The organism is Devosia sp. Root685 (assembly GCF_001427875.1).
Classification (GTDB): domain Bacteria; phylum Pseudomonadota; class Alphaproteobacteria; order Rhizobiales; family Devosiaceae; genus Devosia.
On record NZ_LMHK01000001.1, the window covers coordinates 333,531 to 348,259 of the forward strand.

General features: G+C 60.8%; 16 protein-coding genes. 3 read left to right on the forward strand and 13 right to left on the reverse strand.

What is annotated here, in order from left to right:
• Positions 1-128: 128 nt before the first annotated feature.
• Positions 129-2,879 (reverse strand): flagellin, encoded by a 2,751-nt coding sequence (locus tag ASD83_RS01545; RefSeq protein ID WP_082560895.1) that lies wholly within the window; start codon positions 2,877-2,879, stop codon positions 129-131.
• A gap of 516 nt (positions 2,880-3,395) precedes the next feature.
• Here ASD83_RS01545 and ASD83_RS01550 point away from each other — a divergent pair.
• Positions 3,396-4,499: a flagellin gene (locus ASD83_RS01550; protein ID WP_056307289.1), complete on the forward strand. Its 1,104-nt coding sequence runs from the start codon at positions 3,396-3,398 to the stop codon at positions 4,497-4,499.
• Positions 4,500-4,707: 208 nt separating this feature from the next.
• Here the strand turns inward: ASD83_RS01550 and ASD83_RS01555 are convergent, their stop codons facing one another.
• The 4 genes from ASD83_RS01555 to ASD83_RS01570 form a co-directional block, all read right to left on the reverse strand.
• On the reverse strand, positions 4,708-5,034 hold the full coding sequence (locus tag ASD83_RS01555) for a hypothetical protein (protein WP_056307290.1): 327 nt from the start codon (positions 5,032-5,034) through the stop codon (positions 4,708-4,710).
• 249 nt (positions 5,035-5,283) lie between these two features.
• Positions 5,284-5,754, reverse strand: a complete 471-nt coding sequence (locus ASD83_RS01560) for a hypothetical protein (RefSeq protein ID WP_056307292.1) — start codon at positions 5,752-5,754, stop codon at positions 5,284-5,286.
• A complete protein-coding gene (locus ASD83_RS01565; RefSeq protein WP_056307296.1) occupies positions 5,754-6,074 on the reverse strand; it encodes a rod-binding protein in 321 nt (106 codons plus the stop codon). The genes ASD83_RS01560 and ASD83_RS01565 overlap by 1 nt, the downstream gene beginning before the upstream one ends.
• Positions 6,074-7,198, reverse strand: a complete 1,125-nt coding sequence (locus ASD83_RS01570; protein WP_056307298.1) for a flagellar basal body P-ring protein FlgI — start codon at positions 7,196-7,198, stop codon at positions 6,074-6,076. Before ASD83_RS01570 ends, ASD83_RS01565 begins: the two co-directional genes overlap by 1 nt.
• A gap of 246 nt (positions 7,199-7,444) precedes the next feature.
• Here ASD83_RS01570 and ASD83_RS01575 point away from each other — a divergent pair, with 246 nt between their 5' ends.
• Complete coding sequence (locus ASD83_RS01575) at positions 7,445-7,864, forward strand: flagellar assembly protein FliX (RefSeq protein ID WP_274532557.1); 420 nt, start codon at positions 7,445-7,447, stop codon at positions 7,862-7,864.
• A 230-nt stretch (positions 7,865-8,094) separates the two neighbouring features.
• The gene (gene dksA / locus ASD83_RS01580; RefSeq protein ID WP_056307304.1) at positions 8,095-8,511 is read left to right on the forward strand and encodes an RNA polymerase-binding protein DksA; all 417 of its coding nucleotides are present in this window, start codon (positions 8,095-8,097) and stop codon (positions 8,509-8,511) included.
• 43 nt (positions 8,512-8,554) lie between these two features.
• Here dksA and ASD83_RS01585 read toward each other — a convergent pair whose 3' ends face one another.
• The 8 genes from ASD83_RS01585 to flgA form a co-directional block, all read right to left on the reverse strand.
• Entirely contained in the window at positions 8,555-8,974 is a 420-nt protein-coding gene (locus tag ASD83_RS01585; protein ID WP_056307307.1) for a YciI family protein, read from the reverse strand.
• 143 nt (positions 8,975-9,117) lie between these two features.
• Positions 9,118-9,525 (reverse strand): hypothetical protein, encoded by a 408-nt coding sequence (locus tag ASD83_RS01590; protein WP_056307308.1) that lies wholly within the window; start codon positions 9,523-9,525, stop codon positions 9,118-9,120.
• Between the two features lie 225 nt (positions 9,526-9,750).
• Entirely contained in the window at positions 9,751-10,128 is a 378-nt protein-coding gene (csgH, locus tag ASD83_RS01595) for a curli-like amyloid fiber formation chaperone CsgH (protein WP_056307310.1), read from the reverse strand.
• 55 nt (positions 10,129-10,183) lie between these two features.
• A complete protein-coding gene (locus ASD83_RS01600; protein WP_056307312.1) occupies positions 10,184-10,618 on the reverse strand; it encodes a curlin in 435 nt (144 codons plus the stop codon).
• 336 nt (positions 10,619-10,954) lie between these two features.
• Positions 10,955-12,454 carry a carboxypeptidase M32 gene (locus ASD83_RS01605; protein ID WP_056307314.1) on the reverse strand — a complete coding sequence of 500 codons (1,500 nt, stop codon included), beginning with the start codon at positions 12,452-12,454 and terminating at the stop codon, positions 10,955-10,957.
• Between the two features lie 221 nt (positions 12,455-12,675).
• The gene (locus tag ASD83_RS20840; RefSeq protein ID WP_156385684.1) at positions 12,676-12,819 is read right to left on the reverse strand and encodes a hypothetical protein; all 144 of its coding nucleotides are present in this window, start codon (positions 12,817-12,819) and stop codon (positions 12,676-12,678) included.
• A gap of 199 nt (positions 12,820-13,018) precedes the next feature.
• Complete coding sequence (gene flgH, locus ASD83_RS01610) at positions 13,019-13,756, reverse strand: flagellar basal body L-ring protein FlgH (protein ID WP_056307316.1); 738 nt, start codon at positions 13,754-13,756, stop codon at positions 13,019-13,021.
• 14 nt (positions 13,757-13,770) lie between these two features.
• Positions 13,771-14,718, reverse strand: coding sequence for a flagellar basal body P-ring formation chaperone FlgA (flgA, locus tag ASD83_RS01615; RefSeq protein ID WP_056307318.1), 948 nt, complete (start codon positions 14,716-14,718; stop codon positions 13,771-13,773).
• Between the last annotated feature and the right edge of the window lie 11 nt (positions 14,719-14,729).

The following is a 14,729-nucleotide window of genomic DNA, read 5'->3' on the forward strand; positions in this document are numbered from 1 at the left end:
ACGCCAGCGACTCGAGCGTTAAAGGGCGGAGCGGGCAGGGGGAATCGCCCGCGCATACCAACCCACTTCGCCAAAAGAAGAAGGCGGGCTTGTGGCCCGCCTTCCGTTTATCACGATGTGACTTGCGATTAACGCAGGAGCTGCAGAACAGCCTGGTCCTGCTGCGAAGCCATCGACAGAGCCGACGAGGAGAGCTGCTGGCGGGTCTGGAGAGCCAGAAGGTTCGCAGCTTCTTCGTTGGTGTCAGCCAAGGTCAGGTTCGCCGCGCCGGTTTCGAGCGTGTTGATCATGTTCTTGGTGAAGGTCTGACGATTTTCGACCGACGACAGGTTCGAACCGAAGGCCGAAGCCTGGGAGCGAAGTTCCGTCAGGGCCGAAGACAGCTTGCCGAGGAAAGCGTCGATTGCTTCATCGGTGTCGAGATCTTCAGCAACCAGGCTTTCGACGCCGAGGTTCGAGGCGTTGATCGAACGAACGTTGCCGTTCGCGTCACGTGCCTGGATATCGATCGCCGAGGTGCCGGATTCGTTGAAGGTGATCTTCAACTTATCGCCACGCAGCAGGTTGATGCCGTTGAAGGAAGAGTCGTCAGACAGCTTGTCGAGCTGGTCACGCAGTTCGTTGAACTGCTTGGACAGGTTCGCACGGACCGTGTTGCCATCGATCTTGAGGGCAGTGACGGCATTGTTGCCATTCAGATCGACACCGATATCGAGTTCCTGGGTCGACAGGTTTTCGATACGCAGCTTGCCGTTGTCGTTAGAAGCACGGACCTTGCCCGCATGATCGCGGTTGATCAGTTCGACGAACTTGTCGACGGTCTTGGTTGCGTTCAGCTGGCTCTTTTCGGCAACGCCGGTGTTCACACCATTGGTACCGAAGAGTTCAACTGCGTCCGCACCGGAGACAGCCAGGGTCTTGGCTTCAGCGGTCTTGCCGACCAGCTGGAACTTGCCATCGGCGTCGAACTTGGCTTCGACACCGGTGATGCCAGCGGCTTCAAGATCGGCATTCACGGCCGTTACGGTCGCATCCTGCCAGTTCTTGATGTCGAGAGCGTTCACAGCCGAACCAACACCACCCTTCACGCCGCCGATCGAAATGTTGGCAGTCTTGCCATCATACGAGACGGTGAAGGTGTTCTTTTCTGCAGCAACAGTTTCAACCGAGGAACCAGCAACCGTTGCAGTAACGGTCTGGAGACCATCGACTTCAGCGACGAGAGCGGTACCGTTGGTGCCAACCGGAGCGACGCTGATACCCGAAGATACCGGCGTACCGTTGGTCACTGCGAGAGTACCAGCAGTGGCGCCAATGGCGGTGCCAAAGGTGCCGCCTGTCGAGATGTTGAAGTCTGCGCCGTCTGCACGAGTGATCGTGAAGCCCGTAGCGGTCAGGCCGACAGCGTAATCGCCGGAAGTCTGAAGCGCAGTCTGCAGAGCAGCGGCCTGGCCGGCAGCAGCACCGGTGAAGGTATAGCTGTTACCGCCACCAAGGTCGATCGTCTGGCCCACATAGGCAGACAGGTCGGGGTTGGCGGTGAAGTCGGTCGCAGCCAGCAGCGAGCCAGAAGTGCTGGGCGTTGCCGCAGCAGTGTAGGTCTTGTCGGACGTGACGGTTGCCGCAGTCGCAGCACCGGCGGTCTTTGCCGTCAGGGTGAAGCCAAACGAACCGTCGCTGGTGATATCGTAAGCAGCGGCAAGGTTGGTGTCAGCCTGAAGAGCAGCGAGAACGGTGGCATCGGTTGCGCCGTTGGCAACGGCGATCGGGCCGGTGGCACCAGCGATGGTCAGGTTCTGGGCGCCATTGGCAGTGTTCAGCGTGAAGGTGGTGTTCGCCTTCGTCGCTGCGGTGCCAGCAGCATAGGTCGGGACGCCGGACACGGTCGGCACAGCACCACCCCACTGGGTGTTGGTGAGCGTGATGTCCTTGGTCGTGCTGTCGGAAACGACGGTGTAGCCGCCGGCTTCGGCACCAGCCTGAAGGTTGGCAACGAAATCGTCGAACGAAGCGCCGGTTGCAATCGTCTGGCCACCAGCGGTGATCGAAGTGCTCACAGCGGAGTAGTTGAACGAAACGGCACCCTTGGTCGCGGCACCAACGCCAGTCGCGGCATTGTTGTCGGGGTCAAGGTTGATGGCAGCAGCCGGGGCAGATGTATCAACGGATTCGATGATTATCTTGCCGGCATTGTCGCCGGTACCAACCGACACGCTGTATTTGCCAGCGGTCGAGGTGCTGCCGGCCAGAGCGGTCTGGATCGACGAGGTGAGACCGGAAGCGGTGACATCGGCGCCGGCAGTCACGGTAACGCCAGCAACGGTAAACTGGTCACCGGTGGTGAAGCCGCCGTTGATGGTGATCATCGAGCGAGCGCCTGCGCCCTGAGCGGTGCCGGTGCCGGACTGCGGACCAAGATAGGCGGCCGCAGCATCGGTCGTGATCTGGGCCTTGACGCCGGGAACCGTTGCCGTTGCAAGGCTGATGTCAGCATTGAGATCGCCGAACTGACCGCCACCGAGGTTGATCTTGGTGTTGTCGTTGACTTCAAACGACTTGGTCTGGAACGACTTGTCCTGGCGAGCCTGGCGCAGCGTCGACTGCATGGATTCCAGGTTCTTGGTCAGGGCAGTGATGCCGTTGTTAGCGGCTTCGATGACCTTGATACCCGAGGCCATGGAATCGAGCAGGTTGCTCATGTCGGCAGCGCGGCTGTTGAGAGCCGAGGCAGTGAAGAAGCTCGACGGATTGTCGAGAGCCGAGTTCACCTTGTTGCCGGTAGCAAGACGGTTCTGCGTCTTGTCCATCATGCCGGCGGTATTCTGGAGGCTCAAAAGGTTCGCGCGAACGGCCTTTGAGAGAGAAACATCGGAACCCATACTAGGTTTTCCTTCTGGACGTGTGGTGCTTACGCCTCAATCCTTGAGACGTGATCAGAATGGCCCCGACTTGCTAAAAACTTCTTAAATTGCCGGCATCTTTACGTTTTCCGTAAAGCCTTCATTCACCACGGTTTTTCCCGGTTTCCCGGGAGTTTTCCCGCCTTTCCCGATTTCACTGCTGATTAAATTTTCGGCATGGAAAGTCCGGATTAACCGCGTCGATTAGGGAAGACGCTGCTGCCGAACGCCTAGCCCGGCAAGACTCCGGGCCGAGTCTCCCTTCGAGTCCCTCAAGGCCCCCCAACGCGCGCTCACGTATACGCGCGCGATTCGCTTCTCAACGGGGAGGGGGGCAAAAGCGGGCCAAATCCGGCCCCGCGGGAATTAGATAAAATTTGAAATAAATTGCGCGGTTTCCCGAGAGAGGGTCGCAGCAATTGGACACTAAACCTGATCTCGCCGGCAAGAAACGCCGGAAGAAAACAAAATCTCTGGAACAGGAAGTCCAAACAAATGAGCATCAATCTCTCGTCCAACGCCCGCACCGGTCTCACCGTTCTCCGTAACGTTGCAGAACAGATGGCAACCACTCAGAACCGTCTCGTCACCGGCAAGGCCGTCAACAGCCCGCTGGACAATGTCTCGAAGTTTTTTACTGCTTCTTCGATGGATACCCGCGCTGCTTCGATTGATGCTCTGATGGACAATATTAACGCTGCCCAGTCTTCCATGAAGGCCGCCTCCGAAGGCATCAAGGGCATCCAGGGCCTGATCAAGGAAGCCCGCGGCCTGACCAGCCAGGCGCTGACCTCCACCAAGACATCTGAAATCGCAACCGGTTCGGCGACCGTCACCAACGCAACGGCCATCACCGACGCCGACACGATCGTCGTGGCGACCGATACCGGCACCTACACCTACACCGCAGCTGGCGGCACGGGTTCGGTCGGCGACTTCATCACCAAGCTCAATGCCGATACGACCTCCGGCGTAAAGGGCTCCCTGGTTGATGGCAAGCTGACGCTGACCAGCTCCAAGAATGAAGCGATCACGGTCACCGGCACCGGTACCGGCATCAGCGCCACCGGCCTCCCGGGTACTTCCACCGCCGTGAACAGCACTCGTGAATCGCTTGCCAAGCAGTTCGACGTTCTCCGTGGAGAAATCGACCGGATCGCCAAGGACGCTGGCATCAATGGCCTCAACCTCCTGGCTGGCGACAAGATCCAGTTGCCGCTCAATGAAAACGGCACGTCGAGCACCGAGATCAAGGGCACGACTGTCTCCGCAGCAAGCCTGGGTGTGACCACGGCAGCCGGCAACTGGCAGTCCGACACGAACATCAACGCCTCGCTTGATGCGCTGATCGCCGCTGGTGACTCCCTCGAAGCAACCTCCGCCTCGTTCTCGTCGAACCAGTCGATCATCAATGCCCGTAAGGACTTCAACTCGTCCCTCTCGGACATTCTCAAGTCCAGCGCCTCGCAGCTGACTGCTGCCGATATGGATCAGGAAGCCGCGAACCTCGTCGCTCTCCAGACCCGCCAGCAGATGGCCACCACGGCTCTCTCGATCATGCAGTCGTCCGAAACGACCGCTCTTCGCCTCCTCTCGTAATCGATCTCGACCTTCACTGAACTTGGCCCGCCTCCTTGAGGCGGGCCTTTTTCGTTTGTGTGTGGCGGGCTCGAATTGTGCCGCCGCTAGCCCAGATGATCTTTTCCCGCCGGGGTGACAATTGAGTATGGACGCGGGGCAACGAACATCACTGCAAAAAGCCCGGGCCGATCGTCAGATCGGCCCGGGCTCATTCATTTCAGCAGTGTCAGATGGTCTTGTCTGTCAGCTTGAAACCGTATGTCGGCGGCGACCATTCGTTGCGCAGGCGCCGGGCCACCTCATAGGCGCTGGGCGGATCGAGTGCCTGCTGGTTGCCCAGAAGGGCGGCTTCGAAAATCGTTTCGGGCGGCAGACTGGCTTCTGTCGCCACGCCGCCGCGTCCCGCCGGCAGGGCTTGCGGCTCGGCTTCGTTTTGCCTGTGCTTGTCGGAGTCGTTCTGGTCCTCGCGCTTGTCTTGGCGAAGGAACCTCGGAAGGTGCGGCGAAAAGGCGATACCCATGGTATCGGCCCTCGGCGCGATTCTGGCGCTCATGTTCCTGTCCTGGAGCCACAATTGGCCAATGCCAGGCTATGAAGCCTTTCCTATCTCTCCCTTTGTTTGGACAGGACGATTTTAAGACACACCTCTGCATTTTGGAGGGATTGGGTAACCATGGGCTTTGCGCAACAAAAAGGGCCTCCGCTTCTGCGGAGACCCTGTAGCCGGTAGCGATACTGGCGCCCCTTCTGGAGAGCTCGCCCTGACTTTGGATTAGGCGGAGCGCCGCGGCGATTCTTGCCCCTAGAGCGCGCGGTTGACCGCGATGCCACGGGCTGAAGCCGCGCGCGGCATCTTCACTTCGCCGCTACGATCGTAGGTGCGGGTGTGATCCTTTGCACCGACCGTATCGGCAACGTCGCCGATCAGGTCTTCGGCAAGGTTCTTCGCCGTGGCGATGACGCGCAGGTTCTCGGCCATCTGGGTGGCGAGGGCGTCATGGTTCTGGTGCAGGCGGTCGAGCGAAACCGGCGCCTCGGCAACGAGGCGTTCGGTCTGGCGCTGCACCGAGCGGGCGAAGACCACATAATCCTGCGCGAGCTGGGTTTTCTGAGCGGTCAGGCCTGCGGCATCGCGAAAACGGCCGGCGCGGAGCAGGGTCGTTTCCTCGTTCATCATGGTGACGAGTGCCTGAAGCGCGGCCTCCGCCTGGGCACACAGATCTTCGGCCGGCAGGCTGTCGAGAAACGCAATACGATCGGCTGCTGCGGACATTAACGGTACACTCCTGATGGACGCATATTGTTCTGGTTGGCTTCTTGCAGGGTGATCATGTCACCCAGGATCTGGTCAGCGATGCCGAGGCCGCCATTCTGCGCCATGGTATTGGCGAGTTGTTCGGCCTGCATGGATCGCCAGGTGTCTTCACCAAAGCCGCCACCAAAACCGTTTTCCGATTTGGCTGTGGCGAACATTTCCTTGGTGAGAAGATTGAGGAACACGCCTTCGAGCTCCTCCGCCTGCTTCTTGAGCTTGTCGAGCTGGTGGGTGTTGAGATTGGTCTGGGTCTTTACGCCGTTGACATTGGTTTCCATCACAGCACCTCGATCTCGGCCTGGAGAGCCCCGGTCGCCTTGATGGCCTGGAGGATGGCGATGAGGTCGCGGGGCGAGATGCCGAGCGCGTTGAGCCCATCGACCAGTTCCTGCAGCGTCACGGATTCCTTGATCACCTGCAGCGCCGTGTCGGTCTGGGTTACGCTGAGGTCGGTATTGGGTTCGACCGCCGTCACGCCCTGGCTGAAGGGGGCCGGCTGCACCACCTCTGGATTCTCGGCGATGCTGACCGTCAGGTTCGACTGCGCTACCGCCACGCTCGACACGCGCACATCCTTGCCCATGACGATAATGCCGCTGTTTTCGTCGATGACGATCTTGGCGGACTGGTCCGTCTGGATGATCAGCTGTTCGATATCGGTGAGCAGATCGACGATATTGCCGTTGAAGTTGACCGGCAGGGTCAGGCGCACCGTGGCGGGATCTTCCGGCACGGCGGTCGGGGCGCCGATGAAATCATTGATAGCCATGGCGATGCGGCGTGCCGTCGTCAGGTCGGAATTGCGCAGCGTCAGGCGCAGCGAGTGCTGCGAACCGAGGTCGAAGTCGATTTCGCGTTCGATCAGCGCACCCGAGGAGATGCGGCCGGTGGTCGGTACGCCCGACACGATGCTCGCCGCGTCGCCTTCAGCCCTGAAGCCGTTGATCGCGACCGGACCCTGAGCGATGGCATAGACCTCGCCATCGGCGCCGAGCAGCGGCGTCACGAGCAATGTGCCGCCTTGCAGGCTCTTGGCATTGCCGAGCGAAGCGATCGAAACGTCCATGCGCGATCCCTGCGCAGCGAAGGGCGGCAGGCTGGCCGTCACCATCACGGCCGCGACATTGGCGGTGCGCACATTCTCGCCCTGGGTATTCACCCCGAGCCGTTCAAGCATGGATTGCAGCGACTGCTTGGTGAACGGGGAATTGTTGAGGCTGTCGCCCGTACCGTTGAGACCGACGACCAGGCCATAGCCGACCAGCTGATTCTCGCGGACGCCCTCGACATAGACGATGTCCTTGATACGGGCAGGAGCGGCGGCAGCCTGGGCTATGGGCGCTAGAGACAGTGCTGCGCCGAGCGCTGCAGCAAGGCCTATGCGGAAGAATTTGTTCGGCATGTCTATCCCCGGTACGAAGCTGCACCATCCCCATGGCGCCGCGGTCGCTTTCGGTAATGCGAGAAGCGTGCCAAATCGCGAAAATCTTCGTAAAGGCTTCAAATCAAAGGATAATGCGCCTGAGCAGGGAGGCTGGCTGGTCGATTAAATGTGCCGGTGTGCAAATCTTGCCGGGGTCATTAAGTCGTCATTAACCATGTAGGGCAGATTTTGCCTGCAACAGGAATCTCGGGGGCGAGTCAGTCAGTGCGTATAGAATCCGCCAATCGGATGAGCAGTGTAGCGTCGCGCGCTTCCGTCGGGAAATACGCGCCGGGCCAGTCCTTCACCATGGCCGACGTGTCCGCACCGGCGCGCGTGGCGCGGACTGCTCCTCTCGCGCAGGTCACCCCGCTCGATGCCATCCTTGCCATTCAGTCCGTTGGCGACGCCATGGGTGGCAAGCGCAAGGCGGTCAAGCGCGGCACGAACCTGCTCGACATTCTCGATGGTATCAAGGCCGATTTGCTGGTCGGTATCATCACACCAGAGCGCCTCGACGCACTGGTCGAAGAACTTAGCGTCTATCGCGATCGCACCGACGAGGGCCTCGATGCCATCCTCGATGACATCGAATTGCGCGTCCGCGTCGAGCTTGCCAAGCAGGGTAGATATCCCGACTTTTGAGCCAGACCACGATCGGGAAAGTGGATGGCGGTTTTCCGAAAAGATCGCGCGCCCGTTCAAATTGTGGACAAAGAGGGGCCGAAGCTTCATCAAAATGTTGTCAGAATCGCGCTATGCACCTGAACCGACGTGGCTTTTCATAGTTAAGGTTCTTTAAGAACTTCACTTGCTCGGGCTTGACCTGCGGCATATACAGGCCGCCGTGGGGTGCATTGGAGTTGAGTCTGCTGATGTCTTCGGTTGAAATGATTGAATACCGGCCGAGTGAAGACGAGCCGTTCATGAACCCGCGGCAGCGGGAGTATTTCCGAAACAAGCTTCTGGCCTGGAAGGATGAGATCCTGCGCGAAAGCCGCGGCACGCTCGAAAACCTCCAGGAAGAAAGCCAGAACCATCCTGATATGGCCGACCGGGCAAGCTCGGAAAGCGACAGGGCGCTGGAACTGCGGACGCGCGATCGTCAGCGCAAGTTGATCGGCAAGATCGATTCGGCGATGAAGCGGATCGAGGATGGCACTTACGGCTATTGCGAAGAAACCGGCGACCCCATCGGTCTTGCCCGGCTCGACGCCCGCCCAACCGCCACGCTGAGCCTTGAGGCGCAGGAACTGCACGAGCGGCGCGAGAAGGTCTACCGCGACGAATGAATAGAAGCCCGCTGCGAAGCGGGCTTTTTTGTTGCCTTGTAGTTCAGCTTTCGAGGCGCGAACGATTGCGCTCGTGGATGGCCTCGGCTTCGGGTGACATCTGCTCGGCAAAATCTGCCATTTCGAAGACGGGGCGGATTTCGATCTCGCTATCGGCCAGCATCGGGTTGGGGCAGCGCTTCACCCATTCGACGGCTTCGTCCATGTCGCGGACTTCCCAGATCCAGTAACCCGCCACCAGTTCCTTGGTCTCGGCGAACGGGCCATCGACAACGGACCGGCCAACGCCGCTGAAAACGACGCGCTTGCCATATTTGCTCGATTTCAGCCCGTCACCGCCCAGCATGATCCCGGCATCGACCAGTTGCTCGTTGTAGCGGCCCATTTCCTCGAGCAACTGGGTCTCGGGCATGATCTCGGCTTCGCTATCGACAGTGGCTTTCACAAAAACGACGACACGCATTTGTCTCTCCTTGTTGGCAGCGCCTGATTGCCTGCTCGTCTTGGCGACGATCCTAGCCGGGCTGCTTCGACATTTCCGAGACGAAAACGCAAAAATGACAACGGGGCCTTTCGGCCCCGTCGGCATGAAATGGTGAGTTGAGTTCAGAAACCGAAAACGGTGGTGATGCCGCTCTGGCCGTTGCCGTTCTGCTGGCACTGGGCATTGGTCGCTTCGCCGAACTGGAAGAGGCCGCAGGTATTGTTATTGCCGTTCTGACTGATCGTGCCGTTATGGCCATTGCCGTTCTGGACGATCAGGCCCGAATTGTTGGAGCCGTTCTGATTGAAGCCGGCCGCGTTGAAATTGCCGTTCTGGAAGGCATTGCCGCCATTGGCCGACATGCCCTGAACGACGGAAAACATGCGCAGGCCAAGACCGAGCGCCTGGGCCTGGTCGGGGTCGGAGGGCGCGAAGCCGATCGAAATCTGGCCACCGGCCATGGCAGGCGAAATGCCGATGAGAAGAGCGGTGACGGCGGCGGCGATGGTCTTGGTGAAGGTGGTGGTCATTTGTGTTTCTCCCAAAGTGTTTGGCGTTCCCGGTGCTGGTCTTCCAGCTCATGAAACGAGATTAGTCAGCGATGACTGAACCCATTCGGAGTGGCGCATTCAGACTTCGTTCACGGAAAATCCTGGGGCAAAAAAAGAGCCCCGGCCGGAGCCGGGGCAGGTCTTGGGTCAAGGGAAGGTCATCCTGACCCGCATCGTCGCGGGGCGCGACGAACTGGGATCTGCTCACGTCCGCGCTGCGGTCTGCGAACAGTCAAACGTCTTGCCATTGGCGGTCACAGTGAAATCCACGCTCACATTGGACCCGGCATTGACCATGACCTGACCGAGCGAGATTTCGGCATTCGGCGCGGCGGAAAACTGCCCGCCCTGGCTGATATTGGTCGAACCGCCGCCGCCGGCACTTTTCAGCGCAAAGCGATATTCGCCCGAAAGGGCAGTGGGGCTTTTGAGCGTTCCCTCCAGCGCGAGCATTCCGCCTTGGGTTGTGCTGATGACACCGCAAGCAAAATCGCTGCCTGCTGCATTGGCATTGGCGGCAAAACCTACGGCGGTGATGGCCGCGGCGGCCGCAAGCGTCGCTTGAATGAATGGGTGAAGCATGTCGTCCTCCTGATCAATGGAAGGGGCCGGCGGCGCCGGCCCCGTTTCGCAGAGGTTACGGGCAGGCCTGCACGAAGGCGGTCACATTGCCCGAGCCATGCTGGGTGACATTGGCGTTGCAATTATTGCCGACCTGCACGCCGGCTGCGATATTGCCGTTGCCGTCCTGGGTCACGACTGCATTGTGATTGTTGCCGAACTGGCCGACGCCGCCCTGGTTGCCCCAGCCGTTCTGATAGACGTCGCCATAGTTGTTATTGCCCTGCTGGCCGATGGCGGAGACGTTGTTGCCGCCATGCTGCTGGCTCACGGCGCTGTTCCACCAGCCGGTCTGCTTGGTGCCAAAAGTGTTGTTCCAGCCCGACTGGCTGCCACCGACCGAATTACCGAAACCGGTCTGGTCGATATAGATGCCGCCGGCCATGGCGGGGGCAGCGGAAGCCGCGATAACGGTGGCAGCGACGGCGGTGATGATGAACTTGCGGATCATTTGAAGTCTCCTGTTGCTGCGGTCCCTCCGACCGCGTCGTTGATGGAGACTGTTCTAGGCGGGTGATCCGGAACGGCATCTGAAGCAGGGATTCAGAATTCGTTCATCGGCAGGAATTTGCGGAAATGATTCCGGGGCGGGGTGTAAGTGGTTGGAAATGTTTGATTTTGATTGAACAAGAAGCCCGTGGCTCCCACACCCCCTCCCAGCCTCCCCCATCAAGGGGGAGGTGCCGGGCCGGTGGCTTTGGCAAGATTCTGCCCCAAACTCGATATGACACCTCCCCCTTGATGGGGGAGGCCGGGAGGGGGTGACGGCAGGCTCGATGTCTGCGCTTCAAACCCGCCCATACCGGCGCTTCAAATGCGCCTTGAAGAAATCAGCATTGAGAGGTTCGCCGGTAGCCCGGGTGATCAGATCCGGCGTCGAATAGCGCGAGGCGGCTTGCCAAATATTGTCCGAGCGCCACTGGTTGATCGCCCCGAATTCACCCTGCCGCATCTGCGCCCGGGCATCGGGCAAAACCTTCTCCATCGCCGCCCACTGCTGCGCCGCGATCATGGCGCCCAGCGTATAGCTCGGGAAATAACCAAAGGCGCCGCCCGGCCAGTGCACGTCCTGCATCGGCCCGTCCTTGGTGTCATTGATGGTCGAAATCCCAAGATATTCCGTCATCTTGGCGTCCCAGGCTTCCGGAATCTGGCTCGCTTCCAGCGTGCCGTTCACCAGGTCCTGTTCCAGTTCGTAGCGCAGGATCACATGCAGCGGGTAAGTGACCTCGTCGGCGTCGACGCGAATATAGCCGCGCTCGACATGGTTCACTTCATTCAGAATGTCAGCGATTTCCCAGCCGGGAATCGCATCCTCGCCCAGATGCTGGCCGACCAGTGGCAGCAGGTATTCCCAGAATTCGGGGCTGCGCGAGAGCTGCATTTCGACGAACAGGCTCTGGCTTTCATGCAGGCCCATGCCGCGCGCCTTGCCCAGCGGCCAGTGCGACCAATCCTTGGGCAGGCCTTGCTCATAAAGCGCATGGCCCGTCTCGTGCAGCACGCCCATCAGCGAAGACAGGAACTCATCCGTCCGGTAGCGCGTGGTCATGCGCACGTCCGTCGGTACGCCGCCACAGAAGGGGTGATGCGACACCGCCAGCGAGCCATGGGTGAAATCAAAGCCAACTGCGCGCATGGCGGCGAGACCCAGTTCGCGCTGCTTTTCAATGGGGTAGGGGGCATTGAGCTGCTTGCGCGGGCGCTTGGCCAGTCGCTCCTCCTGCACCGCCAGCGCCTCGGGCACGAAGTCCTTCAGGAAGCTCTTCAAATCCGCAAAGATCGGATCGATTCCGGTTACGCGATTTCCCGGATCATATTGATCCATAAGGGCATCATAGGGCGCGAGCTTGAGCACATCGGCGCGTAACTGCGCCTCTTCGCGCACCAGCGCCACGACGCCTTCGAGCGCGGGTAGAAACGTGTCCCAGTCCCCCTTGGCGCGCAGATCGCGCCAGAGTTGTTCCGAGCGCATGGTCGCCGCCGTGCGACGCTCGACGAATTCGGTCGGCAGGCACGTCGCATTGATATAGCTGCGCTCGAACTCGGCCACGGCCAGCTTCTGGTCGGCATCGAGATTTTCGCTCCGGGCCTTGGCAATCCACTCGCCGATTTCCGGCGCCGTTGCCTGCGCGTGATACATGCCGGCGAGATTCGCCATGGCCTCGGCGCGTTTGTCGCCGCCACCCACCGCCATATGGGTCGCCTCGTCGGCCCCGAGAATGGACAGCGCGTGCTCCAGCGCCTCCAGCTTGCGGCCGAGGGCGTCGAGTTTCTGGAAGGACATGGATCGGTCTCCTAAAGGTCGGGAGATGTTTTCCATAGGAGGGGCAGGGGATCAAGGTTCCCTGTGCGCACCCGAGGCCTTGCTTCAGTAGACCTCACCCTGAGGCGCGAAGCGCAGCGTAGCCTCGAAGGGCGAGGGCGTGCCCCGACGTCTCAACGCCCCGCCGTCGTGGTTCGAGGCCTTGCTCTCAAGGCACCTCACCACGAGGCTGCTGGAAGCACCTATTTGTTCCGCTGCCGAAACACCGCTCCGATCCCCGCGCCAATCGCAATTCCAATGCCAACGCCCAATGCCAGATTGTCGATCGCTATGCCGACCACGGCCCCAATACCGGTGCCGATCGCAATGCCCATGGCCATGCTCATGTCGCTCTCCTTTGGCCCTCGAAAGGTGAACCAGCCGCGTCCATCACGGTTCCCCAAAAAGGGCAGAGGCGCAGCCGGGGAGCTGCGCCTCATATAGGCCGTGTGGCTTCTGCCGATCGGCCGGGCGACCCTTCTGGGTCTGCCCGGGGGAACGGCGGCACGTAATGGGGACGACGGGCCGCCGAAGCTTTTTACTGCCTTAGAAGGGCAGGATGGCGTCGAGCACCTGCTGGCCGTAGCGCGGCTGCTGCACGTCGGTGATCTGGCCGCGGCCGCCGTAGGAAATGCGGGCTTCGGCGATCTTGGTCGAGGCGATGGTATTGTTCGCCTGGATATCCGACGGGCGCACGATGCCCGAGACGATCAGGTCGCGCACTTCGAAATTCACCCGCACTTCCTGGCGGCCTTCGATCACGAGGTTGCCGTTCGGGAGCACCTGAGTGATCACGGCGGCGATGGAGGTTTCGAGCGCTTCGGAACGGTTCACCGAGCCGGCGCCGGTATCGTTGATGCCCGAGGTCAGGTCGATTGCCTTCGAGGGGTCGATGGTGCCACCCGAGAGATTGTCCACCGCGGATCCGAAGATCCCGCCCATGCCCGCCGAATTGGTCGAGGAGCGGTTGCGGTTGCTCGAATTGCTGATCTTGGCGCGGTCATCGACGGTGACCTTGACGGTCAGAATGTCGCCGACCCGATGGGCGCGCTCGTCCTTGAAGAAGCCCCGCGCCGAGGTGCGGTAGAGCGAGTTCGACTGGTATGTGTCGGCCATGGGCTCGGGCATGGGCATGCGGACCGGCTGGTAGCCGGCGAGCGTTGTCGGATCCTGAATCTGCGTCAGCACCGGAGCATTCCCGACATTGGCGAGGCGATCCATTGTGTTGCAGGCGCCCAGGGCTGCCGTCAGCGTCAGAAGAGTGGCGATCTTGAAGGTCTTCATTTTTCGAATCCCGATTAGAGGCCGGCGAGCGACACGGGCCCACCGGTCACTTCGACCGTGCCCGGCGCTACGGCCGTCGCGCTGATCACGCGCTTGGACATGAGGTTGAGCACCTGCAGGCTGGAACCGCTGCTGGCGCTGGTGATGGCCTGGCCCTTGACCGTCAGGGTCATGGGGCCACGCCGGTAAATGATGGTCACGAGATCGTTCTTGGTGACGGCCAGCGGCGCGCTGACGTCGGAGAGACGCAGCAACATGCCTTCCCGGCTCTGGCGGTTGAGCGCCATGCCGACGAGTTGCTCGATGGGCACGAAAGCGTAAGCATTGGCCTGTCCTGCCGGCACCGGTTGCATGACGAGATGCTCGGGCAGGAGGATCGTGCCGGCCGGCAGGTTGGCTGCCAGATGCGGCATCTCGACGGTCATGTCGATCGTACCGGTCAGGTCGAGCACGCTTTTGTTGTCGGCCAGAACGAAGCGGGCCGAGAAATCGCGGCTACCGGCGGTATAGCGCAGGCCATCGAGCCGAACCGCAGGCCCATTGGTCGAAACCTGAATGGGATCGATGAAGCGCGAGAACTGCACCGTGGTGTTGACGCCGGGGCCAAGCAGGCCGCGGGCCGAAAGGTCCGCCATCACCAAGTCTTTGAGTTCGGCCTCGTCCACGATCGTGCCGGCACGGGTCACGTTCACTGCGCTAAGGCCGTTGGTGTCGAAGCTGGTGATGCCGATGCGGGACGCCGCAGCGCGGATGGCAGCAATGTCCACCTTGCCGGTCGTGCCCGGTGCCGGTGCGCTGAAGATCGCCGTCTCGGCCAGCGGGCCGGCGTCGTCGAACATGTCGGCTACGGTCACGACCTGGGTGGTCACCGTCACATTGCCGCGGAGCGCAGGCGCTGCCTCGGCAGTGGCGGCAGTGAGCGAAAGCATGCTCACCAGGGCCAGTTTGGAAAAATGGCTCATTGCGACCTCCT